This is a genomic window from Nostoc foliaceum FACHB-393, assembly GCF_014698505.1.
Lineage (GTDB): Bacteria > Cyanobacteriota > Cyanobacteriia > Cyanobacteriales > Nostocaceae > Nostoc > Nostoc foliaceum_A.
The window spans coordinates 113,815-140,137 of the sequence record NZ_JACJTD010000021.1; the positions used below are offsets into that span (position 1 = coordinate 113,815).

A 26,323-nucleotide genomic window follows, 5' to 3' on the forward strand; every position below is an offset into this window, starting at 1 on the left:
TGAAACTATGCCGTTAACTGTAATACATCCTAGCGCGATGCAAGCTTCCCTCAAGGTGCGGATTTCTCCCTAATGCTTCAGGCGGCTTCGCATCTGCCAATGTTTGGCTTCTAAGATATTCTGATTATATTAATGTATTTGTGTTGGATAGGTTTTCCGTAGAGCTAAAGTGGTGCTTTGAAGTTATTTATTAATATGTATATCCTGAATAAGGACTTTGAGTTATGAAGGTTAGCTTGCAGCCTGCCTTGAATGATGGTAATTTGGACGCGAATCAACTGAATAGTCAACGTCAGTTGGGAATTTCGATTTCGGCGATCGCAGAGACTCAAGATCGCCATGTGCCACTGAATTTATGTTTAATTCTCGATCATAGTGGTTCCATGAATGGGCGATCGCTAGAAACGGTCAAAAAAGCAGCGAATCGTCTGGTGGATAGACTTAATCCTGGCGATCGCCTCAGTGTGGTAGTTTTCGATCACCGTGCCAAAGTCTTAGTACCCAATCAAAGTGTCGAAGATCCAGAAAAAATCAAACAGCAAATTAATCGCCTAGCCGCCGATGGTGGAACTGCGATTGATGAAGGATTGCGATTGGGGATTGAAGAGTTGGCAAAGGGCAAAAAAGATACTGTTTCCCAAGCCTTCCTATTAACTGACGGGGAAAATGAACACGGTGATAACAATCGCTGTTTAAAATTCGCCCAATTGGCTGCTAGCTATAATTTGACTTTGAATACTTTGGGATTTGGTGACAATTGGAACCAAGATATTTTAGAAAAAATTGCTGATGCTGGCTTAGGTACTTTATCTTATATTCAAAAACCCGAACAGGCAGTGGATGAGTTTAATCGCCTGTTTAGCCGCATTCAAACAGTGGGATTGACTAATGCTTATCTGTTATTGTCCCTGATGCCCCATGTCAGATTAGCAGAACTTAAACCCGTTGCCCAAGTTTCTCCAGACACAATTGAGTTACCACTGCAACAAGAAGCTGATGGACGTTTCGCTGTGCGGTTGGGAGATTTAATGAAAGATGCAGAACGGGTAATCTTAGCTAATATTTATTTGGGACAATTGCCAACAGGTGAACAAGCGATCGCTAATGTGCAAGTCCGCTACGATGACCCAGCCGCCAACAAGGTAGGTTTAGTTACACCAAATGTCCCAGTTTATGCCCATGTAGTGAAAAATTACCAAGCAGACCCAAATCCGCAGGTGCAACAGTCTATTTTGGCATTAGCTAAGTATCGCCAAACCCAGCTAGCCGAAACGAAATTACAGCAGGGCGATCGCAGTGGTGCAGCGACAATGCTACAAACGGCTGCTAAAACTGCCTTGCAAATGGGAGACACTGGTGCAGCGACGGTGTTGCAAACTTCTGCCACCCAGCTACAATCTGGTGGAGATTTATCTGAAAGCGATCGCAAGAAAACCAGAATTGTCTCCAAAACAGTTTTGCAAGATACTCCTCCTCAATGAAAGTTAAATTGCTATCGGCGTTAAATGACAATAATGTTGATGTGGCTCAAACAAGTAGCCAACGTCAACTAGCAATGACGATTTTTGCCATCGCTGGTGAGTCTGACCCAAATCTGCCCCTTAATCTCTGCTTGATTCTGGATAGAAGTGGTTCCATGCATGGACAACCAATTAAAACGGTGATCCAGGCAGTGGAAGGATTAATTGATCGGTTAAAAGTAGGCGATCGCATCTCAGTTGTGGCTTTTTCCGGTACTGCGGAAGTCATTATCCCCAACCAAGTCATCCTAGACCCCGAAAGCATCAAATCTCAAATAAAAAGCAAACTGACTGCTAGCGGTGGCACTGCGATCGCTGATGGTTTGGAACTGGGAATTACAGAACTGATGAAGGGGACAAGAGGTGCTGTTTCTCAGGCGTTTCTGCTGACGGATGGGCATGGTGAAAGCGCTTTGCGAATTTGGAAGTGGGATATTGGGCGAGATGACAACAAGCGCTGTCTGAAACTGGCGCAAAAGGCTGCCAAGCTGAACCTAACTATCAACACTTTCGGATTTGGTAATAGCTGGAATCAGGATTTGCTGGAAAAAATTGCCGATGTCGGTGGTGGGACTTTAGCCCATATTGAACGCCCTGAACAAGCTGTGGAGCAATTTAGCCGACTGTTTGGCCGGATTCAGTCGATTGGGCTAACTAATGCCTACTTGCTGTTATCTCTAGTGCCCAATGTGCGATTAGCAGAACTTAAACCCATTGCCCAAGTTGCCCCAGACACAATCGAGTTACCAGTCGAATCCGAAGCTGATGGTAGCTTTGCTGTGCGTTTGGGAGATTTGATGCAGGATGTAGAAAGGGTAGTTTTGGCGAACATTTATCTGGGACAATTGCCAGAGGGGAAACAAGCGATCGCTAATCTGCAAATTCGTTATGATGACCCGTTGGTTAACGAAGAAGGTTTACTTTCGCCCTTGATGCCGGTGTATGCAGATGTAGTGCGGGCGTATCAACCAGATTCTAATCCCCAGGTACAGCAGTCTATTTTGGCATTAGCAAAGTATCGCCAAACCCAGTTAGCCGAGGCGAAATTGCAACAAGGCGATCGCACTGGTGCAGCCACGATGTTACAAACAGCAGCTAAAACCGCTTTACAAATAGGAGATAAAGGTGCAGCCACAGTGTTGCAAACTTCCGCCACTCGCCTGCAAGCTGGGGAAGAACTTTCGGAAGCAGACCTCAAGAAAACTAGGATTGTATCAAAAACGACTTTACAAGAATAAGCTTCTAAATAACTCTTAACTCTTAACTTTTATGAAAACTACGACTTACACAAAAAACCTCTCAAACTCTTATTCCTCGGTGTTCTCTGCCTCTGCCTCCTCTGTGGTTCTATTTTTCGTTGCTTATGCGTAAGTCCTGAAAAGGATAAGCTTTTCTTTCCCAGCATTAGCTTTTATTTTAGCCCTAATCTTTTCTACTGATATTTTAAGTATTTTTTAAAGCTTTGATTAACACCCAACTTGCAAAAGAAGTCCTTCAATGGGTTCCGCGTTACAAATGGCGGCAATGAAGCAAGGCTTCAGCAATACAATAAACCGCCATGCTGAAGCTTTCAGGAGTGTCAATTTTTAACGATAAAAGACCCCACCTCAATATACTCATAGGGTGGGGTAGCGATCGCGTGCAAAACCAAAATTGTTAATATCGGTAAATCGCCGCAACGGCTGTACTATATGGAATCTGTTCAAATGGAACGGCGTAAACCGTGCCACCATTTAATAAAGTATGAGCAGCAACAAAATCCAACAAATCCTCATCACCAGCTTCTTTTTCTGGGTGCAAATAAACCGTTTCTGAGGTTGGATCGAATAAACCCCACTGTTGCTGACCAACTGCAACTAGTAATGAATCCACTCGTTGGTAATAAGCCGCTGAGACAATTTCTTTGAGATCGTTAGATGCCTTACCAGTATCACCACCAAACAATTCGTGAAATTGCTCTAAAACCTCTTGCTGCGACTTCTGAAAATCAGCCTCGACAATCGGCCAAGCTTCGTCATGTAACTCTTGGGCGCTGAGAATTTCTGGATTACCCGTGATAGCTTCATCCATTAAATGCTGGTAAGTATTCGCCTGTCTATATAAAGGCAAGAGATACTCTACCCCAGCCAGCACCAAAGGCGCTTTTTGCTCTCGCAGTTTCTCGTGTAATGTGCGATCAACAATTTGAAAGAATTGTAAAATGTCTTCTTGGTGTTTATCCCTGTCAGGGCTTCCCTGTCCGTGAAACGTGCCTGGTTGCGAAAAAGGATTGGCAGTTCCTCCTTTTGATGTTGCAAGTCGGAACTGACCTTCTTTAGCAGTCTCGTCTTTTTGCAAAGCTTCATCTAGACTTTTAGGAAGATTTTCTACTTCCACCTCATTGACGGTGTAGCGTGTTCCTTCAAAAAACCTGACATCTTTTTGGCTCAAAGCCAGCATATAGAAACGACCATTGCCATTTAAAATTGGCAGCAGTGGCTTGACATGAAATCGGTCTGTAACCACGACCAACTCTTGAAACTCAATTGGCAGGGTGTAATAACGAAAAATATTTTCAGAAATAAAAATCGCTAGCCCTTGCTCTCCCATTTGCTCCCAAAACTCTTGGGTATCAATTTCATGGGATTTTTCCAACAATGCGATCGCTTCTTTCTGTTCCAAACCCGCATCGATTAAACGAGTCTCCGCTTCCTTGACCAAATTTTTAAAGCGAATCGGGTCTTGTCGCACTTCTGGCCCAGCTGGGTGCGTTGGCATATAAATTGAAACACAATTTCCTTTTGGCTGTTCTATTAATATCTTTATTTCCTCTCTAGAGATTAATTGCATCTTATATCCCTCCTATCAACGTGACCAGATAAATTAGACCAGACCATCGAGATTCAATGATCTGATAGGGCGTTAGTTTCAGATAGTGGCGGTTGAAGTTCAACCGTTTGCTTCTGAATCTATTTCATCTCAAGGAGGGTTTAGTTACATCTTTCTTTTGACAGGCAATATTAATCAGAGGAATTACTAATTAAAACCTCAAATTTAAAAGCCAAAATCGTCACGTTCGTCAAATGTTTGGTGTGTTAGAGTTAGCGCGTCCTGAATTTATCCCTATTCTACTATTTGGTTGGCTAAGACCTAAAGTTACTCGTTTCATAATCCAGTACAAACCTGCAAGTACCACAAAGGTGATAGCAATAATCACCAGGGGCTGTTTCCCAAGAATTTCTTCTACCCCTTTGGTAAGTAAAGCATCAGGTTGAGTAATCAAATCCCAACTGTTGAAACGCAAAAATCGTCCCCAATAAATACCAATAGCGCAAAGAAAATGTGTAATCAACTCAACCCGCCAAATCCATTCGCTCTTGCCTATGCGATGTAAGTAGTAACCCCAATTAATTAACGATATTACATAAGCTTCAAATCCACCGAGAATTACTAACAAATACACAGGAATGAGTATCAAAGTAATCATCCACACCGATTGAATCGTGCGGATATCATCTATTAGGTGAATTACATCAGTCAACAAATATGGTGCATTTGGTAAGAAAGCATAGAAAACTAAGAATCCTAGCCACCAAAGCCAAGAGCCACCACGCCTAAAGCGAAATAGCCACACACTCAAAGCTAAAGGTATAAAAGCCAGAAATAAATTCCAAGTCATCCAACTCATATTAATTCGCAAGACCTGCACAACTCTGGCTATCAATTCTTCTTTCATAGGTGCTAACTCAGAAGACGTTTGATTGATCTAGATTCACTCTGTAGTGTTAGTGTTAACCTCAGTGATTGACTGATAAAATTTTTGTACCCCCAAAGAAATTTTTTACTCCCAGACTAGACAAGGCTTTTGTGTGGCTTCAAAAGAAATGCACACTGATATATGTCTGATATTTAGAGTTTTTATGTCTTTCATACTGGGGGATGAAATTTATCAATCAATCAGCTGAAATCACTAGTATAGCCAGAAAATCATCAGGGTAAAATCTACCATAGAAAGAAAGTCTGAGCGGCAAAAATGCCGCTAAAAAACTTCCTGTGGACTTTTTTATTGGAATGTTTCCCCTGTCCTGGCTATTATATAGATTTAATTCTGCCCTGCTAGAGTTCCAGAAGCACCCTATAACTTTTGCCAAGATGCCTAAAATAATCGTGCAATCCCTTGAGAAGTAACGATATTAAATAACTAACGTACTAGCACTCGACTACGGGGGCCGATCGCTTGTTTGGGTGAAGCAGGTATTGTGCAGCTATTGGCAGAATCCTGTGAACAAGCAGCCTGAGGAAGGGTTGCAGGGTTGACAACTACTTGATTGATCTCCAGGGAATTACCGTTACTCAACTCCATATTAGGTGTAGTAGAAAGTGATGGATTAGACCCAGATGTGTACGTTGTAGGTGTCGAGGAACCGATCGCACTACCACCATCAACTATTGGTGCAACAGTCAGTGTGTTACCACCATCAACTATTGGCGCAACAGTGAATGTGTTACCGCCATCAACTATTGGCGCAACAGTGAATGTGTTACCACCATCAACTATTGGCGTAACAGTCAATGTGCTACCGCCATCAACTATCGTTGTGAGAGTGGGTGTGCTACCACCACCAACTATTGGTGCAGGAGTGGGTGTGCTACCGCTATCAACTATTGGTGTGGGAGTGGGTGTGCTACCGCCATCAACGACTGGCGTGGGAGTGATGAGAGTTGCAGTTGCAGGTACTTTAATTGTTATCCTCGCCAAGGGAGAGTTAGTCATTTCCAAAGATGTTACCTTTGGCGAACCTGGAAGATCGGATTTGAAATCAAAGACTGTGGGAGTTGCACCACCATTGCGATCGCTATATCGCACTCCATATCCACTTACTTCAAACGTGCCCTGATACTGGTTTCCAGTGTTTGGATCGGTGACAATACCAGTGTATAAGGCTTTTGTGAGATTAAATTCATCTTGAACTACTCCCTGAAATGTAGTTCCTGCCAATCTTCCCTGGTATTTATAAGGTGTCAACTCACCGTCAGAGAGAATCGGCGAAGTTAGAACCCCGTTGAAGGAGACAATCGGAATCCCTTTAAAGTCAACGTAGTAATGTAGGCTTCCATCATTACGTGTTCTTACTTGTACATAGTCTGACTTGTATACAGGAACGTAATTAGGATTGTTCTTAGTTCCTAAGTTCCGGGAGTAAGTCCCCGTGTCATCTGTATCAACACGAGTAGTACTTTGATTGAAATTGGGATTAATACTGGGAAGTTGGATAGTGCCTGATAATGTGCCAGTACTTTGAATTGTGATTTGAGCGAAAGCACTTGTTCCAGCTAAAGCAATGATGATTGCGGCTAAACTACTGCTGCCAACAACTGCACAACCCAACTTAGTTGATGAATGTAATTTCATGAAAAATTTGCTCCTTTAATCACCTATGAAAAAAATATGCTTGGCTTTTCCTTCCTGCCATTGGGTAATGCAAGCATTTCATACTGAATAACACAGTATGGAAAAAGCGTCTTTAATTACATTTACATCAGTACAAAACTAAAACCGGAAAGTAGCTCTTAATGCCCCAACAATTAATGCATCGTTAGCAGCATTGTGATCGGGATTGAAAATAACGAATAAGCCCGGTGTCAAGGCAATATTGTCGCTCAACTGGGCGCGGTAAAAAATTTCTACGTGAATTGATGTGTCACTACGTCCGCCTGCTGTCCCCTCATCAGAAAAGTTGGGAAAGTTGAAGCCTTCGGGTAAAGTGCTAGAAGTAATTTTGGGCGGTTGTCCTACGAGAACGCCCCCTAAATTCCCAGGACGCAGCAAATTGGGAAAAGCCGCGAACACCATCCAGTTGGTGGTTTCCACACTTCCAGAAAGGTTAAATGGTTTAGAGGAAGTAAAGCCACCCCAACCGCCCAACTGCAAGTTAGGGTTAATTCGCCAAGCAACGGTAGCGCCAATGGCTTGGGTATCGAAAGCTGTAGGATCTGCAAAAGGCGAAATCAGTTGAGAATCGCCGACACCACTTCCCAGCAAACCATCTGGGGAGTGGGAATAAAGATAATGTACGCCGATATCGACGTTATTGGTGGGTGCTAAACTTAACTGTGCGCCAGCAGTAAATCTACCGCCAAATAGTCCGCCTTGGTTGATATTGCCAGGAAAGCTGGGGATTTCTGCACTATAAACGCCTTGTAAACTGATGCGATCGCTAATCTGCCAGTCAAAGCCTATACCGCCTGTGCCGTTGCCAATACTTAAAATTGGGTTACGCTGGCCAAATAGAGAAATCGCGCCGTCGCTAGAACCTTCTAAAGGACTAATTCCGCGAAAGGTGTTGATGGGGTTGACTCCCGCCGTACCTACGACAATTCCCAAGTTATCCGAGGCCAGAAATCGATAAGATAAGTCACTAATAACTAGATTGTTGTCTGTATTTGACTCGAAACCCAACCGCCCCATATTGGTAGATAGCAACGATGCAGTAGAACCCAAATTACCCGCAGATAGACCTGTTAACAGCAAATCTCGCCCTGTAAATGAAGTTGCTAAGGTTAGTTGGGCGCTACTTGTGAAAGTTAGATTGGTTTTTCCCTGGCGTTCAGGTACTCCATCTCTAGGAAACAAATCTACATCGGGGCTATTGGTTCCCTGAACGCTAAAAATGGCTTGACCAAATAATCTGGTAGTTGTGGAAAACCGATTACCTTGTAATTCACTAGTCCGGTTTTCCACAGCCTCGACACGCTGCTGTAATTGCTGCAACTCTGCTTTGAATTCACCCTGCAACCTTTGCAGTAGGATTAAATCTTCATTATTAACACTATTAATTTTATTATTAGCGTAGGCGTAGTCCGCCGCAGGCATCGCTTCGTTAATCTTCTCTAAACAAGCGTCTAAACCAGCCGCAAATTCATAACGGCTGATACTACTATTCCCCAGATAAGTCCCATCAGGGTATCCAGCAATGCAGCCATAGCGTTCTATCAAAGACTGCAAAGCACCAAAAGCCCAGTCGGAGGGTTGCACATCTTTAAGTTGCGATACTGAGGTGACTTGAGACATTGGGTTGTCTGAGTCTGGAGACTGAGGAGATAAAGAGAATTCTTCTGTATTTTCCTGGTTCTGGGCAACTTCTGTTACAGGTTGAGTATCTTTTAATTCAGGTAAGTTAGGAGAATTTATAAATTGAATTTTTTCTCTGCTTTTTTTAAGTATATTTTCGTACTTATTGTTTATAGCTGATGATGTGATTATATCTGGCTGCACAAATTCAGGCGGTGTAATTTCAGCAGCTGATACAACTTGAGATAAATTTTCCTGTGTTGACTCCTGCACCGGATTATCTGGCAGAATTACGGGCTGTTCTGGTAAATTAAGCGCAGAGATTGGCGCTGTTGCTAGCACACCCGCCATCAGTAGACTAATATCACTCATGGTATTCCATTTGACTTGCACCAATATTTCTTTTGACAGACAAAGTTGGTGTATATCAGGAAATTTTTTGAAAAAAAAGTGATAAAAGTTACTATGGCTATGATCCTAATGGCACTAAAAAAAGCTACAAGCTATACAAAATAAGCACTACAACTTTTAAAGCTATTGAACAGTGGAGAGATGGGGCGATTATCCTTCATGCAGTGCTTAGGCAAAGTTCCGCTGTTCCTTGCAGAGAGATTGGAATGGAATGTATGGGTTGTCCAAAAATTTTTGTAAGTAGAAAAAGCTGATACCAACAGGACTTATGCAGAAGATATCTCCCCTAATTTAAAAAATTGGATCTTAAAGATCCCCTCCTTGTTTAAATTAGGGGGGATCGAGGTTTCAGCTTTTCAATACGTAAGTCCTAAACAATTTTGTATAAAGATGCAGAGAATGTTCTGCCTGAAATGCTTGCTAGATAAAGGGACTATTCTATGCAGCCTCACATAGAATTGGTATCACTTTTCAACCTATTAGTTAGCATTTCAGGCGATATCTCTAGCTAACTGACCTGAAAGCAATCGCTCTATTAGCAATGGTGCTTGCTTCCTGATTCACTATGGCTGAAATCCCTGTTTTTACGGTTTTTACGTTCGTTTGCAAAAGTTTGTGGTTTACTGAAATTGGCTTTTTAACTGATGATGTGCTTTTTATAGTCAAATTTAAAATATTGCTGTTTTTTTCTGAATTCAGGTTAGGCATCTCTTGCCAGCAGTGGCGGCAGAACCAGTAGGTTTGTTGTAAGCGAATGTGACGAAGCATTTGGTTGGAACAGCAGGGACAATTTGTCATAAAATTGATATTTTTTAAAAAAGTTAAACACAAGTAGATAGTTGGCTCTTGGCTTCACTACCAACAACTTGAATTTATAAACAGAAAATAAAAAACTAATAAAGAAATGAAAGTAGTTAACAAATTTTAAAAAATATCAGCAAGCACTTGATTAGCGATTACGGTCTTCCTGAGACAATCTATAAAATTAAGAATTTATTAAATAATTTCAGATATTTGGACTGCGAATAAATTTGTCAGCGCCCTTACCTCTATGCTTAAAAGCAGGGGCTGTCTCGGCTCGGATATCTTGGTAAACTTATTGTTTAATCCATTAATGAGGTAAAATCCCAACCCAGCAGTTGAGCAACTTGAGCAGGGAGGGTAACTGGATTAAAGGGTTTGGGGATTACACCTGCGACTTGATACTGTCGCAAAATTTGCGAATCCAGCCATCGCGCTTTAGCACTGAGCAGCACTACAGGAATAGCTTGAGTTTCTGGATTATTTCTTAGTTTATTCATAAACTCAAAACTCGCGATGTCACGGATTGAGATATCTAATACAATCGCATCAGGACTGTGGCGTACTGCATTCTGCAATCCTTCTAATGGAGAATCTGCTGTCACCACATCCCAACCAGCTAAATCTTGGAGGCAAAATTTTACTATCTCACGTACATTCAGTTCATCATCAATGAGCAATATCATTTTGCCGCTTATATTTACCTCCTGTAGCATGTTCATTTCATTTCATATACCTTTCCGGTTATATAAAAGATTTTTATTTATAACTAAGAAAGATAAATTACAAAAATAAAAAACTAATAAAGATATAGATTATGTTACAAATCTTAAAAATCAATCGTCCCACCCCAGAATCTCAGTAACTTCGTTGCAAATAGAGGTGGGTTCAAAAGGTTTGGTAATAATCCCAGCAATTCCCATCTGAGCAAAACGAGCGCGATCGCTACCTTGGACTTTCGCTGTTAACAGAATCACTGGAATCCCTTGGGTTGCAGAATTTGCCTGAAGTTTTTCGTATACTGCAAAGCCGTCAATGTCAGGCATAGACACATCAAGGAGAATGGCATCAATGGGTTCTGTTTGAGCGATTTTTAGTCCTTCTACCCCTGATGCAGCTGTCAGAGTGTTCCATCCTCCCAAGTCTTCTAAACAAGCTTGTACTAATTCGCGGATTCGTTCTTCATCATCCACAATTAATACTTGTCTGTTAGTCATGTGATCTCCTCTGGTGGCAATGGCAGAGTGAAGAAAAACGTGCTGCCAACACTAAGAGTACTTTCAGCCCAGATTTGCCCACCGTGCCGATCAATAATACTACGACAGATTGCCAATCCCAAACCTGTGCCGCCTTTGGTGCGAGAATCAGATGCATCTACTTGCTGAAATCTTCCAAAGATTGCCTCTAATTTGTCTGCGGGGATACCTCGTCCTTGATCCGCGATCTGGAAGAGTACGCGGTCTGTTTGCTGTTGGACACTCAGGGTAATAGTAGAATCAGCAGGCGAGAATTTAATCGCATTACCTAACAAATTGGTGAGTGTTTGCACAATAGCATCAGCAGCAGCCCAAACTTGAGCATTGGTAGGGTGGATCTTAAAGATAATATTTTGTTGATTAGCGATCGCCTGCACACCCGCTACTGCTTGTTGAATTAAATCAGCGGCATTGCAGGTGGCTTTTTCTAGGACAGCCCGATCAGATTCTAAGCGTTCCAAATCGAGAATATCGTTAACTAGACGCACTAAGCGATCGCTATCAATGGCTGCAATCTCAATCATCCGCTTGAATTTGTCTGGTTTTTTGTCGTAGATACCAGTTTGGAGTAAGCCCAGCGCTGCCCGAATTGCAGTTAAGGGAGTGCGGAGTTCATGACTAACAATGCCAATAAACTCACTCTTCATCAGGTTAATCTGCTCTAGTTCAGTAATATCTTCGGCAATACCAGCAATCCGAACTACCTCGCCTAATTCATTTTTGATCCCAAATGCGCGATCGCGAATCCAACGGATTGAACCATCAGGGCGGATAATCCGATATTTTTTATCGTATTGCCCTGGTTGAAGCTGTTCAATGACTTCAGTTTCGACGCGCTGGCGATCTTCTGGGTGAATTGCATCTAACCAATTTGAATAGTTGTGATACAAGTCCTCACAATTTCTTTGCCAGATGGTTTGGTATGCGTTGCTCACATATAGAACTTGTTGACTTTGATTATCGGTCATCCAAAATACTGCTTGGATGTTTTCTGCCAGCTGACGAAACTTTTCTTCGCTCTCGCGTAAAGCTTCTTGAATGCCTTTGCGCTCAGTGATATCTTGGTGAACCGCAACCAGAACGTCGCCGTAGTCGGGATGTCTGAATACAGAAGTCGTCACACTACACCAAAATGGTGTACCATCTTTTTTAAAATTCTGGACTTCGTAGTTGGCTTCAGTATTTTGTAAGACGGCTGACAAAGTGGCTTGATTTACATCTTCAGTATTTACAGATTTGGTGACACCGCTCACAATCGAAACGTGCTGACCGTTGAGTTCATTAGAGTCATAGCCAAACATCTGCTCAAATTTCGGATTGGCATAGATAATGATTGCATTATCAATTCTCACTAAGCAAATGCCTTCCCCCATATTTCGGGTGATTACAGCCTGAAGCTCCAGCATTTGCGCCTGTTCTAAAAGTGTGAGTTGGGTTTGTTGCTGCTCTATCACTGTTTTTTGCAGGCGATCGTTCGTCTCTGTCAGTTGTGCAGTGCGTTCTTGCACCCGTTGTTCAAGTTCGGCATTTAGTTGTTGTAGGTCAATTTCTGCTTGTTTGCGCTCCGTTAGTTCTATCTGTAACTGTTTAAACAAAGCAGCTTGCTGGATAGCAATGCTTACTTGCGCTCCTAACTGCCGCAACAGAGAAATTTCTGAAGATTGCCACTCACGAGGAGCCGCACATTGATGAGCTGCCATTAATCCCCACAATTCATCTCCCAAAGAAATGGGAACGACGAGATTTGCCCTCACCTGGAGACTTTCCAAAAATTGAACGTGACAGGGACTAATTCCGGCAGTATAAATATCAGTTTTCGCAGTGACTAAGCCTTGTTTAAAGGGTTCGACGTTCTCTTCACCAATGCAAGGATCATGAATCTGGAGTGGTAAAAGAGCCATCCATTCTGGTGCAACAGACTCAATAACAATCGTTCCACCCCAACCTGGATAAAATTGGAAGATAGTGACGCGATCGCACTCTAGAAAATGCCGCACTTCATCGACAGTGGTTTGCAAGATATCTTGTAAATTCAGCGATCGCCGGATACGCTGAGTCATTTCCATCACTAAACGCTGTTGCTCAAATTGCTGTTGCAACGTTTCTTGTGCTTGTTTGCGATCGTCAAGAGTCATCCGCAATTGCTCGGCATTTTCCTGAGACAATTGTTGGTTGAGTTGTTGAATTTTCTGTCTGCTGTACTGAAGATTGCCAGTTACCAAGTTAATTATCAAGGCAACCAGTAGGAAAAGTCCCAGCCGCAATACATCTTCTGGTTGATTAATCCCCGGTTGATATCGAGGGGGAATCAAGAAATAATCAATTGCCAGTGTGGAAAGGACAAGTGTAACGATCCCTGGTCGAAAGCCACCATACCAAGTACTGACGATAATAGCTATATAGAAAAAAGCACCAATGGTTCGAGAAATCAGCGGTTCTAGCCAGAGTGACAAAAGCAGTGCGATCGCAGTTGAGCCAATAGCAACACCGTAGTTTAATAATCGCGGATAATTTCTGATCATGCTTTACTTCTTCCTGCCTGAGAGCGCCAACGCGTTCTTTGAATGCGGCTCAGTACCCGTGTCACAAGTTCTGGCCCTAGCACTGGCTTGCTGATAAAATCATCGGCTCCGGCTGCAAAAGCTTGCTGAAGAAATTCTGCTTCAGTATGGGCTGTAACTACTAAAATAGGTAAATCTCCCCACTGGGCATCCTGGCGCACGACCTGGCACAACTCTAAGCCATTAACTATTGGCATTTCTAAATCTAGTACTATCAAATCTGGAGATGTTGCAATCAGCACCTTCCAAAATTGTTGTGATTGAGAAAGAGTTGTTACTTCCAGCCCCCAAGGAGTTAGTAAGGCTGATAATCCAGCCAGTATTACAGGGTCATCATCTACGATTAAAACTTTGGCTTCGGAAGTTTTAGGTTGAGGTAAGACACGAGCGATCGCCTGAAAAATCTGCTCGGTTGTCGCCGGTTTATGCAAAAATTGTCTCGCTCCTAAACGGGATACTTTCAGTCGATCTACCAAGGTATCTCTCCCTGTAAAAACAATTACTGGGATATTTGGCGATCGCTGTACTATCTCGCTCAACAATACTAATCCATCTTCCTCCGTTCCAGGAAAACTCAAATCCAGTAAAACAGCGTCAGGAGTTTTTAAGGAAAAAAGCGATCGGGCTGTTGCTAAATTTGGTGCAACCTTCATTCTGATTCCCCATAAGTCGGCTTCTGCCTGCAACTGCTCCGTCAGCATCGCATCATCATCGATGACTAACAGACGATAAGTTTGGTTCATCGGGACGCTTTGAGCAGTGGAAGTAACAGCAGGCTTGGTTAACTCTTGCTGTAATGCTGTTACCAGTTGCGAGAAATCAGAGATTTTATCTGGAGATAGCGAGGAATATTGAAGCAATAAATCCTCTATTTTCCGTGCTAGCCGGGAACCCTCTGGATAACCAAATGACCCCATCGAACCTGCTAGCTTATGGGCTTCATGCAATGCCTGCTGATGTAAATCTTCATTAAAATTCCCGGCTAAAAGTGCAGTTTTTGCCCGATCTAGCACTACAACCTGTCCGGCAAAGGAATTACGAAATCGCTCCAGCACCCGATTTACAGAAGTCATATCTTTGGGGTCGGTTTTTTTCTTTCCATCTGGATTTGTTTCCATAACAGAGATGGAGTGATTAGGTGCAGGCTTGATGCGATAGCCCATACCATATACCGTTTCTAGAAATTCTTCTGCTAGCCCTACTGTTTTCAGTTTCTTTCGCAAGTCTTTAATATGAGTCGTAACTGCACTTTCAGTCGGTGCATCTCCAAATCCCCAGAGCCGATCTAGAATGACTGCACGACTAAAGATCCGATCTGGGTTTTGCAAAAACAATTCCAGCAGTTTGTATTCTGTGGCGGTGAGGGGAATTTCCTGCTCATTACAAGTTACTCTGCCGGCACTTGGATCTAAACAGAGATTTCCCCAGGTTAATGTGGATGATGAGATTGCCTCATTGCGTCGTAATAAAGAGCGAATTCTTGCTAGTAATGCTTCTGGGTTGAATGGCTTGATGACATAATCATCTGCTCCGGCATCTAAGCCTGCGACAATATCTGCATTAGAATTTTTCCCTGTTAACAACAGAATGGGTTTACGGTAGCCTTGCGATCGCAGTTGCCGACACAAGCTAATACCATCCAGTTTCGGAATTAACCAGTCCAGCAAAATCAACTCATATTCAACCGATATTGCTAGTTCTAATCCAGCTTGTCCATTGCTTGCTATGTCGATAGTATAACGATTTGCACTCAACAACTCGAAGAGTGCTGTACTCAGTAATACGTCATCCTCTACCAACAAAATTTTCATAAGTTGAATCTAAAAAAGATGCTTATGACATCTTTGCGATCGCAGCGCACACTATCTGCGTGGTCAAACTCCTGCATGATTTTAATATATTGTTACAAACTTTACAACAAGTTAATTAAAATTTTGCACTCTGATATGCTTTTTTGCAAATCTTCATAAATAAAGGAAAATATTCCTTTACTTTGATTGTGAGAAATTTATTTAATAATTTTTTCTGTAAAACCTAGAATCCTCATTAAATCTTTAGATTTAGAGATTATTTTTTGAAAGTCTCAATTATGCTCTATAAATTATGCAATACCTATACTATTTGTCCAATGCTAGTCTGACACTGCGGGTTGTTGAATATTGTAGTAAAAATGATTTTTCTGTTGAATTTGTGACTGTAATTAATCAATTTGATGGTTGGATAATCAACGTCAAAATTAAATCTTTTGTTTCTGCACAAAAGGATAAAGATATTAGAGCTTTCTTAAGTGAATTGGGAATTATTTACTCACCATCCGAGTTGATTAGTAAGGTTCTGAGCAGTTTGGAAGCTGGACAATCAACAATTAATGTTATGAAACGCTATAAGGTAGCGGTAGTTTCTCATGGTAGACCGCAGCCTGATGAGATTGAAGTATTCCGACAAAATTATATCCGGGGATTGGGCTATTGTCCGCAAAACTTAGCTTGATATCATGTCCGCTTAATTAGTTATTATTCAGGGCATCTATGCAAAAATGTTAAAACTCTCTTTCCCCCTGCTCCCTGCCCCCTGCCCCCCTGCGATCTCAATGTGCAAATTAAATGCTTAACAGCTTATGAGGGAGAGAAGCAGGGAGCATGGGGAAAACTCCTCTCCTCTGCACTTTTTTCCCTGCCCCTCTGCCTCTTGTGCCCAATGAATATCCCAGATAGTTATTCTGGCTGGCTACAATACTTATTCATCTGATTGACTAACGTATCCGACTGCTTGCCAACTGTTGTAGCTGTTGTCAGTGCCGAGTCAATTTCGGTTCTCGCCTTTTGGATTTTTTCCCTACCAGGTGCCGAGGCTTCTGCTGTCTTGGTTGCGCCTAGTGCTCTACCGGCAATGGCGATCGCTTGACTGAGATTCTGAAAAATTTTGACAAAACCGCTTTGAAATTCTTTCAGCTTAGGATCTGTTAAATTCAGTTCCCTAATCGATTTAGTCACAAATTCTAAATCTTTGGATAGCTGTATGCTGGTAATCACTTGCGTTCCTTTATTTTTATCAATCAGAGAAGTTCCGGCATTCACAACTCGAATCAGTCGCTGGCACTGGGAGACTTTATTTTCGCTACAACTAGTAATGAATAAGGCAATGCTCAGGCTAACAGGAGCCATAACGGTATATTTAGGTAAAACAGACATTAACACCCCACCAGCAATAAAACCCAGAATATAGTACCCAATATTACGAGTAAAAAAGATAAATCAGGTAGGGGGCATGGGACATGGAGAAGAGGCAGAGGAGAGGAATTTCCCCCTGCTTCCTGCTTCTCTTCTCCCCCTCATATCACCAATCTATCGGCAAACCCAACTGGTCTAAAGTAGCACCATCTTGTAAAAGTGGCTGAATATCGCTGTCTATTTGAATGCGACCACCAGACAGTACCAAGGCACGTTGTGTAACTCTGCCTAGCCAATGCAAGTCATGGGAAGCAATTAATATCACCTGCACGGGTAACTTTAACAACACTTGCGCTAAATGTCGCCGCCATGCTGGATCAAGACCGTTAGTCGGCTCATCCAAAATTAGAATTGTCGGGTCTAGGGCTAAAATTGAGGCTAGGGCGGCCAACCGTCTTTGTCCACCAGAAAGTTCGTGGGCGGAACGATTGGCGTAAGCTTCAAGACCGAAATCAGCTAATAATTGCCGGGCGCGATCGCTTGCCTGGGCTGGTGACATTCCATAGTTGCGTGGCCCAAAGGTGATATCTTCCAAGATGGTCGGCATAAATAGTTGGTCGTTGGCATCTTGGAAGCTAAAGCCGATTTTGCGACGTACTTGGGGTAGAGTTTTAGGTTCTACTGGGATGCCATTAATCGTAATTTTGCCAGTTTGCGGTTGTTTTAAGCCGATCAGGTTCTCCAGCAAGGTGCTTTTTCCAGAACCAGTTGCTCCCATCAACGCCACGCGATCGCCTGGATTTAAGATAAAAGAAATTTCTTGTAATACTGGCTCCTGGCGAGAATAGGCATACACTAGGTTCTCAACCTCGACCACGGCTGCGTGGGGGTTATGGGTTGATGGTTGGGGATTAGAACTTAAAGATTTCAAGATTCACAAACTCAATATTCACAACTGCGCTAAATTCTGTAAGAAGTTACAGTTACACAAGCAGCGATCGCCCAAGCTGCTAACAGGGCAAAACGCTCTTTTGGTCTGAGGGTAGAATCTATGGGCAATTGCCCGTTGTATCCGCGAGCGATCATTGCTGCATAGACACGCTCTGCCCTATCCAGACTACGGAGATACAAGGCTCCAATCATGGCAACACTGGCGTAGCGCAGCCATCCCGCAGTTCCTGTCAGACCGCGTAACTGAGCGCTACGTTGCATCCGCGTCACTTCTGAGAGCAAAATTTCCATATATTGCCCAGCTAACAACAAGTTTTCCTTTAAAGGTGCAGGTACAGGTAAGCCTTTAAGGGCTATGCCAAAACTGTGGGGCGGTAAGGTTAACAAAAAACTATTCATGGTAACCAGACAAACCAGAGAACGAACTAGCAAAAAACTGGCTCGTTCCCATCCCAAGGGCAATGCCAGCAATGACAAAAAAATCAATTCTGTACCGAGTAATCCTCCCAAGCTGCGAATTGGTACACGCAAGAAGCAAGCCCACAAAAGTGCGATCGCACCATATACACCTAAGCAATACCAAGCATGATGCTTTAATAAAGCTGCTCCCACCACAACCACTAGAGACAGTTGCAAACGTAATGGCAAGGGAAGTTTAAGCATTCTTAGGTTTCACCACCTTGGCAATCCCAAAGGCAACAGCAAAACAAACCGTAGCTCCCACAAGTCCAGCGATACTTGTGCCAATTGGCCCCAAACCCTCAATCCCATAGTCAGCCAACGGAGTCGGCACAATTACCCGCACTTTATCGGCTAAGTCGATGAAGCCCGTATTTTCGGCGACTTTCTCCAAACCATCAGGCCAAGCTGAAGCAAAGAGTGATAGCACTCCCGCAATTAAGAAAATGGTGACAATGGGTACAGACCAACCGCGAAACTCCTGCTGTTCCCCTGGTAATAAATCTGGTCGGGCTGTGGCTAAATAAGTCAGCACACCTCCCGTAATTATCCCTTCGCCAATGCCAATCAGAATATGGACACCAGCCATAGCTGGTAAAACTATAGCTACGGGTGCAGTTCCTGAAAGGGCTAACTCAATGGCACAAGCAATAGCAGCTACCACTACACTTACGCCAGCAGCTATACCAGCAGCCAAAGGTAAGCGCCCTTTAGACCCCCCAAACAGCCGCTGCAAGGTTTGGGTTAAAACCCAGCCAACCCAAACACCAACTACTGCCATATTCAAAATATTTGCTCCCAAGGCTGTAATGCCACCATCAGCAAACAGCACAGCTTGAATAATTAAAACTGTGGCGATACACAACGTCCCTGCCCAAGGACTACCCAAAACGATCGCAGCTAAGGTTCCCCCCAACAAGTGACCACTAGTACCCCCTGCTACCGGGAAGTTGATCATCTGGGCGGCAAAAATGAAAGCTGTGGTTAGTCCCAGTATGGGCGCACGGCGGATACCAAAAGCCTGTTGCGATCGCTCAAAGGCAATAAAGAGTGCTGCCACGCTGGCTAAACCAGTAGCCCCTGCCACCGGTACAGAAACAAATCCATCAGGAATATGCATGATCTACCCTGTATTTTAGATGTTTATTTACTCACTACAAGCAATAAAAGAAAGGCATTAAATTAATAACAAACAGAATTTTCACCTTTTTTGCAATGCCCTCTTGGGGGATTTTATCCTGTTACTTTTGAGAGATTTCCAATCCAATGACTGATAAATAGTATACTTATTTTATGAAATTATTAAATTTTGTTAATTTTATTTTTATAGTATGTCGCTAAATTTTGATAAACTCTTGGGAAAGTGGAAAAAACTTGACTTTAGTAAGTTAACATGCTTCCGAGTTACATATTATCAATCACCAAAAGGCTGGCTAGAATTGCGTTTCTTTTCTACGAAACGCTACGCGAACATTTTGAATTTTGAATTGCTTTGCTGCTCTGACGTTGAGAGATAGCTATCACGATTTACAGAAGTTTTCATTTATTTTATCCACATATGTCGTATGGAAACAGTATTGCTGTGCCCCCAAAAGATCGAGTCTATTTACCTGAGAATAGCTGTATAACTAAATAGTTTTGATATTTATCTAGATTCAAAAAGAATTATAAAGTCAGAGTTCAAGATTCAGAATATAATTAGCTCTTGATCCGTACTCACCACTTTTTTGTTGACCACCAATTTGAAGATTTGATGAACCAGTAATTAGTAAGTAGGTGCAAATAATTAAAATAAAATGCACCTAAAATCCCAGATGGTGCCTGAAAAAAGCCGTAAAACCCCTAGAAATACTATTTTCTTACGAATGATTTCGGATTGGTACATTAACCCTACTAATACTAAAAGGTCTTCACATAGTCTTGACAATACTGTATATTTTATAACTTAATGATACAGTATAAATTAATTATTTGTATAAAAAATTGAGCAAGCTTTGATACATACCATAAAAACAATTAGTCAAATTTAAAATTTAGATGAAGTTTAGGAAAATATTTTGAATTGAGGTGCGGCAATTACTAAACTTTTCAGAACAGTTACCTGTAACAAAAGTAGTCATCAAATTTTGACTTAACCTAGTTAGTCAATAAAGATAGCAGATGTTCGGCTTTATTTCCCTCGGTCTTTACATATCCTCGTTCTGTAATGTGAAATTATGAAGACAAACTCATCCAACTCACTGTTAACAGTACCAACTGGCCCACTAAAGATTTCCGAGTTGCCACCTAACCGTGTGGCTACAAGTGGTGAATCTATCCATCTTTCCCTAGTAATTCCTACTTATAAAGAGCGTGACAACATCAAAAATGTGGTCAGCATATTGAGTCAGTTACTGGATGAATCTATTCCAGGAAACTATGAATTGATTGTGGTAGACGATGATAGCCCAGACCGAACTTGGGAAATAGCACAATCCTTGACGACAGAATACCCGCAGTTACGGGTGATGCGACGCCAACAAGAACGGGGGTTATCCTCAGCGGTGATTCGTGGGTGGCAAGCAGCTACGGGGAATGTGTTGGGGGTGATTGATGGAGATTTGCAGCATCCACCAGAAGTGCTGATGCAACTGTTGCGTAGCGTTGAGCAGGGAGCAGATTTGGCAGTAGCCAGCCGTCATGTTGAAGGAGGTGGTGTCAGTAGCTGGAGTGTTGTCAGGCGTTTCTTGTCTCGTGGTGCTCAGTTGTTAGGCTTGGTGATTTTGCCGGGGGTACTGGGCAGAGTTTCTGACCCAATGAGTGGTTATTTTATGGTGCGCCGGAGTGCGATCGCAAATGCAACACTCAATCCAGTTGGATACAAAATTCTCCTAGAAGTAATCGGGCGCGGGAAAGTAGACCAAGTTGCCGAAGTTGGGTATGTGTTCTGTGAACGCAAAGAGGGTGAGAGTAAGGTCACATGGAAGCAATATATAGATTACATCCACCACTTAGTACGCTTGCGGCTTTCCACAGGACGAGTAGGACGATTGAGTAGAAAAGTCAATTTCCCCGTTGGCCGATTTCTTCGCTTTGGGGCGGTTGGCTTTAGTGGGGTATTTGTGGATATGGCAGTACTTTACTTGCTCAGTGATCCGACTACCTTGGCTTTGCCACTGACGCGCAGCAAAATTATTGCTGGTGAAATTGCGATTTTAAATAATTTCTTGTGGAATGATGCTTGGACATTTGCTGATGTCAGTGCTAGACAGCAAGAATGGCATCAACGCTTGAAGCGGTTTGTGAAATTCAACGCCATTTGCCTTGCTGGACTCGTATTGAATGTACTGATATTAAATCTGGTATTCAATTTCTTGATTCCTAACCGCTATATTGCCAACTTTATTGCGATCGCAGTTGCTACCATCTGGAATTTCTGGATTAATTTGAAACTTAGCTGGCGCGTCACTGATGTGAAATAATCACAACGAGGGATTTGAGATTTTGATTTTTGTTCTTAGACTTTAGAACGAACTGAAATCTAAAACGTCAAATCTACAAATCCATTTGTGTGAGGCCCGGCAATGAGAGTTTTTTTCCAAGGTGCATTTTATTTTTCCAGAAAAATTATCTCGTTGCTACCTGCATCTGCTATCCATTTCCTATCTCTGGCAGATACAAACTCTGCCTCACAACACAAGCATTGGCATAGTTGGCATCGCCTCCCTCCTTCCTGGGTTCACCCCTTGCTGAACTTGATGTGGTTGCTCATCGGCATTAGCTTGCGCCTAGCCAACTTGACTGCAAAGCCTCCTTGGACTGATGAGTTTTCCACCTTAGTGTTTAGCTTGGGGAATACTTTTTTATCAGTACCCCTAGATCAAGCGATCGCACCTGATGTTCTCCTATCACCACTACAACCAAACCCAGCGGCTAGTATTGGTGATGTAATTCATAACTTAGTTACACAAGATACACACCCACCACTGTATTTTGTGCTGGCTTACCTGTGGATGAAATTATTTCCCAGCGACGGAGGATTAGTATCGATATTTGCGGCGCGATCGCTACCAGCTATAATTGGTGCTGCCTCAATACCATGTGTTTACCTATTGGGTAGGGTAGCGTTTCGTTCGCCATTAGTAGGACACTTGGCTGCTGCCATGATGGCAGTATCACCCTACGGCATCTTTTTAGCACAAGAAGCACGCCATTACAGTTTGGCAGCCTTATGGGTAACTGCTTCCCTCACCTGTTTAGTAATTGCCACACGTCATATTCAAAACCGCACACCTTTACCCATCTGGATAGCGGTTTCCTGGGTGGAAATTAATGCTTTAGGCCTAGCTACTCATTATTTCTTCAGCCTCACCCTCTGCACAGAAGCTGTAGTTTTAATTTTTCTTGCTTGGCTTCAATTGCAGACTAGCACCAAATTTTCTCTCCTCTTCTCTCCTCCCTGGCGGCGGATCTATGCCGTTGCTGTAGGTACTTGTGTGGCGGGTTTAATTTGGCTACCAATCTTTTTAGAGAATAAAAATCGTAGTAATTTGACAGAGTGGATTCGAGGTTCGCGCGTCGGACTAGATTGGTTAAGCCCAATTTTTCAAGCTTTAGGAACATTGATTGCAATGATTTCCCTGTTACCAGTTGAATCTTCGCAGCTATTGGTTGTGATTCCTTCTGGAGTGGTGATGCTGATTTTCTTTATTTGGGCAGTACCAATTTTGCTGCGTGGGATCAAGATTCAACTACAGCAGCCAGAAAGCCGGATGATGATTCAGGTGTTTGCTGGAGTCGTGATCAGTGCGATCGCTTTATTCTTTATCTTTACGTACTTTTTTGGTATTGATCTGACAAGAGGTGCTAGATATAACTTTGTTTACTTTCCCGCGATCGTTGTTTTATTAGGGGCAAGCCTCGCAGTTTGTTGGCATCCTCCTAAGGAATGGATAGAAACACAGCAAGGGAAAAATAGGATAAAAAGTATAGGTAAATGGGGAATAAACGGTAAAAAAGCCGTGATGTTAATTTGGTTAATGGGATTTGTCAGTGCAGTTACAGTAATCTGCAATCTCGGCTATCAAAAATATTATCGTCCTGACCTGTTTGTGCAACTAATTCAACAAACATCCCCAATACCAGTACTGATTGCCAATACTCACAAAACTTATGTACACACTGGGGAAATGATCGGAGTAGCTAGGGAGTTTAAACTTGCAAATTCACCCCAAAAACCTCTGTTTCTCCTTGCCCATCAAGACCAAGACCCGAATACTTCCAGCATTACTCTGGAAAATACTTTAAAGAAATTACCACGACCTTTTGACTTGTGGCTGGTAAACTTTCACGCACCTGTAGCAGAAGCCGTTAAAACATGCGTTATGTCTGAGAGTCAATCTTTGCCAAGCGTAGACGGCTACGAATATGAACTTTATCATTGCCAATAAGCTGGGGACTGGGGAGTGGGGGAGACAAGGGGACAAGGGGGACAAGGGAGAATTATTGAACAAGTTTCTTTCTTGTCTCCCCCCTCTTCCTTGTCTTCCTTGTCTTTTTCCAATGCCCAATCCCCAATCCCCAATCTATATGCATCTTGTGGAAGTTCCTCAAATATCGATATCCATAGGAGACTAGAGAAAGAAGAAAAAAAATATCTGACACGTTTTCAAGCATCGAAGGCTGTAACTAGTTAAGGAGGATTTATGCGTGCAGTACTGATGGCAGGGGGTTCGGGAACGCGGCTTCGCCCGTTAACTTGCGATCTGCCCAAACCGATGGTGCCGATCCTAAATCGACCAATTGCCGAACATATTATCAATCTCCTCAAACGACATCAAATTACAGAAGTTATTGCAACATTGCATTATTTACCTGATGTCTTGCGAGACTATTTTCAAGATGGCAGCGATTTTGGTGTCCAGATGACCTATGCCGTCGAAGAAGATCAGCCTCTAGGTACAGCTGGCTGTGTGAAAAACATTGCTGAACTTCTTGATGAAACTTTTTTAGTCATTAGCGGTGATAGCATAACAGATTTTGACCTCACGGCAGCGATCGCATTTCACAAACAAAATAAGTCAAAAGCTACTTTGATTTTGACTAGGGTTCCCAACCCGATTGAATTTGGGGTGGTGATTACCGATGAGGAAGGACGAATTCGGCGATTTTTAGAAAAACCCTCTAGTAGTGAAATTTTTTCCGATACCGTCAACACTGGCACTTACATTCTCGAACCAGAGGTTTTAGAATATCTGCCAGCAAACATTGAATGTGACTTTTCCAAAGATTTATTTCCCTTACTACTAGCAAAAGATGAGCCAATGTATGGTTACATTGCTCAAGGTTACTGGTGCGATGTTGGTCACTTAGATGCCTACCGGGAAGCTCAGTATGATGCCTTAGATCGCAAGGTAAATCTCGATTGTGCCTACAAAGAGGTTTCTCATGAGTTATGGGTGGGTCAAAATACTTACATCGACCAGACGGCTGTGATTGAAACGCCAGCAGTAATTGGTGACAATTGCCGCATTGGGGCAAGAGTACAAATTGAGGCCGGAACTGTAATTGGCGATAATGTCACCATTGGCGCTGATGCGAATCTCAAACGTCCCATAGTGTGGAATGGGGCATTCATTGGCGATGAAGCACATCTTTCCGCCTGTGTAATTTCCCGTGGCGCTCGTGTAGATCGCCGCGCCCATGTATTAGAAGCTGCTGTTGTGGGTTCGCTTTCCACGGTGGGAGAAGAAGCCCAAATTAGCCCTGGCGTGCGCGTTTGGCCCAGTAAAAAGATTGAGTCTGGGGCAGTTTTAAACATTAACTTGATTTGGGGGAACACCGCCCAACGAAATTTATTTGGGCAACGTGGTGTGCAAGGATTAGCAAATATCGACATCACCCCAGAATTCGCGGTGAAATTGGGAGCTGCTTATGGTTCAACCTTGAAACCTGGTTCTAAGGTAACGGTTTCCCGTGACCAGCGTAATATCTCTCGTATGGTGACGCGATCGCTTATTGCTGGTTTGATGTCAGTAGGTATTGATATTCAAAACCTCGATGCTACAGCTATCCCCATCGCCCGCACGGTTATACCTACAATGTCAGTAGTTGGTGGCATCCATGTGCGGGTACACCCCGATCGCCCTGACTACATTTTGATTGAATTCATGGATGCTAAGGGCATTAATATCACCAAAGCCTTGGAAAAGAAAATTGAAGGGGCTTACTTTAAGGAGGATATGCGGCGGGCGCTAATTCATGAAATTGGCGATGTATCTTATCCTAGCCAAGTCATGGAGCGCTACTGCACTGCTTTTGAGAAATTGTTGCATGTTCATACACTGCGCAACAGCCGCGCAAAAGTGGTGATTGACTATGTTTATGCGGTATCGGGGGCAGTTTTACCCCAAATGTTGGATAAATTTGGCGCTGATGCAGTGGTGTTGAATGCCAGTGTCAATAAAACGGCGATGTCAATTACTGACCGCGAAGGACTGCTGACTCAGTTAGGTCATGTAGTGGAGGCATTGAAAGCTAACTTTGGCGTGCAAGTCTCGGCTAATGGAGAACAGTTAATTTTAGTTGATGAATCAGGCTACCCAATTCGTGGAGAAACTTTAACAGCACTGATGGTAGACATGATTCTGACGGCTAACCCCAGAGGAACGGTAGTAGTGCCAGTTCATGCTTCCAGTGCTATTGAACAAGTCGCCCGCCGCCACGATGGTAGAGTGATTCGCACCAAAGCCAATCCTACAGCTTTAATGGAAGCTTGTCAGAAAAACCCGAATGTAGTATTGGGAGGTAGTGGAGAGACTGGTTTTATTTTCCCGCAACTGCATCCGGGGTTTGATTCCATGTTCTGTATAGCGAAGATAATTGAGATGTTGACTATACAGGAGCGATCGCTTGCTGCTGCGCGATCGGAATTGCCCCGCGTAATTCACAAAACTTATACAGTCCGCTGCCCGTGGACAGCCAAGGGTGCTTTGATGCGTTACTTGGTGGAAACTCACCCAGCCCAAAACCTAGAACTAGACTTGTCCGAAATATTAACTGAGGAAAAGAAAAATGATAAAATGGTGAACTAAGTGTCTACTATTTTTCGCAATTAGTTATGGTTTTTGATTATATTCAAAAGTATCCTCATAGAACAAAACAA

General features: G+C 42.8%; 17 protein-coding genes and 1 pseudogene. 6 read left to right on the plus strand and 12 right to left on the minus strand.

Features of this window, described 5'->3' with window-relative positions; translation table 11 throughout:
• Nucleotides 1-224 precede the first annotated feature (224 nt).
• Both H6G92_RS18600 and H6G92_RS18605 read left to right on the plus strand, forming a co-directional pair.
• Nucleotides 225-1,481, plus strand: a complete 1,257-nt coding sequence (locus H6G92_RS18600; RefSeq protein ID WP_190895109.1) for a vWA domain-containing protein — start codon at nucleotides 225-227, stop codon at nucleotides 1,479-1,481.
• A complete protein-coding gene (locus H6G92_RS18605; RefSeq protein WP_190895110.1) occupies nucleotides 1,478-2,758 on the plus strand; it encodes a vWA domain-containing protein in 1,281 nt (426 codons plus the stop codon). Before H6G92_RS18600 ends, H6G92_RS18605 begins: the two co-directional genes overlap by 4 nt.
• Before the next feature lie 418 nt (nucleotides 2,759-3,176).
• Here H6G92_RS18605 and H6G92_RS18610 read toward each other — a convergent pair whose 3' ends face one another.
• From H6G92_RS18610 to H6G92_RS18645, 8 genes are all read right to left on the minus strand, one after another.
• Nucleotides 3,177-4,349: a baeRF3 domain-containing protein gene (locus tag H6G92_RS18610; RefSeq protein ID WP_190895111.1), complete on the minus strand. Its 1,173-nt coding sequence runs from the start codon at nucleotides 4,347-4,349 to the stop codon at nucleotides 3,177-3,179.
• Nucleotides 4,350-4,578: 229 nt separating this feature from the next.
• Nucleotides 4,579-5,235, minus strand: a complete 657-nt coding sequence (locus H6G92_RS18615) for a DUF1361 domain-containing protein (RefSeq protein ID WP_190895112.1) — start codon at nucleotides 5,233-5,235, stop codon at nucleotides 4,579-4,581.
• A gap of 465 nt (nucleotides 5,236-5,700) precedes the next feature.
• Nucleotides 5,701-6,912: a hypothetical protein gene (locus H6G92_RS18620; protein WP_190895113.1), complete on the minus strand. Its 1,212-nt coding sequence runs from the start codon at nucleotides 6,910-6,912 to the stop codon at nucleotides 5,701-5,703.
• A 138-nt stretch (nucleotides 6,913-7,050) separates the two neighbouring features.
• A complete protein-coding gene (locus tag H6G92_RS18625; protein WP_190895114.1) occupies nucleotides 7,051-8,943 on the minus strand; it encodes an iron uptake porin in 1,893 nt (630 codons plus the stop codon).
• A gap of 1,142 nt (nucleotides 8,944-10,085) precedes the next feature.
• Nucleotides 10,086-10,505, minus strand: coding sequence for a response regulator (locus tag H6G92_RS18630; RefSeq protein ID WP_190895115.1), 420 nt, complete (start codon nucleotides 10,503-10,505; stop codon nucleotides 10,086-10,088).
• Nucleotides 10,506-10,619: 114 nt separating this feature from the next.
• A complete protein-coding gene (locus tag H6G92_RS18635) occupies nucleotides 10,620-11,000 on the minus strand; it encodes a response regulator (RefSeq protein ID WP_190895116.1) in 381 nt (126 codons plus the stop codon).
• Nucleotides 10,997-13,561, minus strand: coding sequence for an ATP-binding protein (locus H6G92_RS18640; RefSeq protein ID WP_190895117.1), 2,565 nt, complete (start codon nucleotides 13,559-13,561; stop codon nucleotides 10,997-10,999). The genes H6G92_RS18635 and H6G92_RS18640 overlap by 4 nt, the downstream gene beginning before the upstream one ends.
• On the minus strand, nucleotides 13,558-15,411 hold the full coding sequence (locus H6G92_RS18645; RefSeq protein ID WP_190895118.1) for a response regulator: 1,854 nt from the start codon (nucleotides 15,409-15,411) through the stop codon (nucleotides 13,558-13,560). The genes H6G92_RS18640 and H6G92_RS18645 overlap by 4 nt, the downstream gene beginning before the upstream one ends.
• A 292-nt stretch (nucleotides 15,412-15,703) precedes the next feature.
• Here H6G92_RS18645 and H6G92_RS18650 point away from each other — a divergent pair, with 292 nt between their 5' ends.
• Nucleotides 15,704-16,090 (plus strand): hypothetical protein, encoded by a 387-nt coding sequence (locus H6G92_RS18650; protein WP_190895119.1) that lies wholly within the window; start codon nucleotides 15,704-15,706, stop codon nucleotides 16,088-16,090.
• Nucleotides 16,091-16,314: 224 nt separating this feature from the next.
• Here H6G92_RS18650 and H6G92_RS18655 read toward each other — a convergent pair whose 3' ends face one another.
• The 4 genes from H6G92_RS18655 to H6G92_RS18670 all read right to left on the minus strand — a co-directional run bounded on the left by H6G92_RS18655 (nucleotide 16,315) and on the right by H6G92_RS18670 (nucleotide 19,300).
• Complete coding sequence (locus tag H6G92_RS18655) at nucleotides 16,315-16,791, minus strand: hypothetical protein (protein WP_190895120.1); 477 nt, start codon at nucleotides 16,789-16,791, stop codon at nucleotides 16,315-16,317.
• 145 nt (nucleotides 16,792-16,936) lie between these two features.
• Nucleotides 16,937-17,701 carry an energy-coupling factor ABC transporter ATP-binding protein gene (locus H6G92_RS18660; RefSeq protein WP_190895121.1) on the minus strand — a complete coding sequence of 255 codons (765 nt, stop codon included), beginning with the start codon at nucleotides 17,699-17,701 and terminating at the stop codon, nucleotides 16,937-16,939.
• A gap of 29 nt (nucleotides 17,702-17,730) precedes the next feature.
• Entirely contained in the window at nucleotides 17,731-18,384 is a 654-nt protein-coding gene (locus H6G92_RS18665; RefSeq protein WP_190895122.1) for an energy-coupling factor transporter transmembrane component T family protein, read from the minus strand.
• Nucleotides 18,377-19,300: an energy-coupling factor ABC transporter permease gene (locus tag H6G92_RS18670; RefSeq protein WP_190895123.1), complete on the minus strand. Its 924-nt coding sequence runs from the start codon at nucleotides 19,298-19,300 to the stop codon at nucleotides 18,377-18,379. The genes H6G92_RS18665 and H6G92_RS18670 overlap by 8 nt, the downstream gene beginning before the upstream one ends.
• 1,096 nt (nucleotides 19,301-20,396) lie before the next feature.
• Here H6G92_RS18670 and H6G92_RS18675 point away from each other — a divergent pair.
• The 3 genes and pseudogenes from H6G92_RS18675 to H6G92_RS18685 form a co-directional block, all read left to right on the plus strand.
• Entirely contained in the window at nucleotides 20,397-21,641 is a 1,245-nt protein-coding gene (locus H6G92_RS18675; protein WP_190895124.1) for a glycosyltransferase, read from the plus strand.
• A gap of 102 nt (nucleotides 21,642-21,743) precedes the next feature.
• Nucleotides 21,744-23,609, plus strand: coding sequence for a glycosyltransferase family 39 protein (locus H6G92_RS18680; RefSeq protein ID WP_390625454.1), 1,866 nt, complete (start codon nucleotides 21,744-21,746; stop codon nucleotides 23,607-23,609).
• A gap of 255 nt (nucleotides 23,610-23,864) precedes the next feature.
• Nucleotides 23,865-26,198, plus strand: a pseudogene (locus tag H6G92_RS18685) (sugar phosphate nucleotidyltransferase); the annotation flags it as partial.
• Nucleotides 26,199-26,323: the final 125 nt, after the last annotated feature.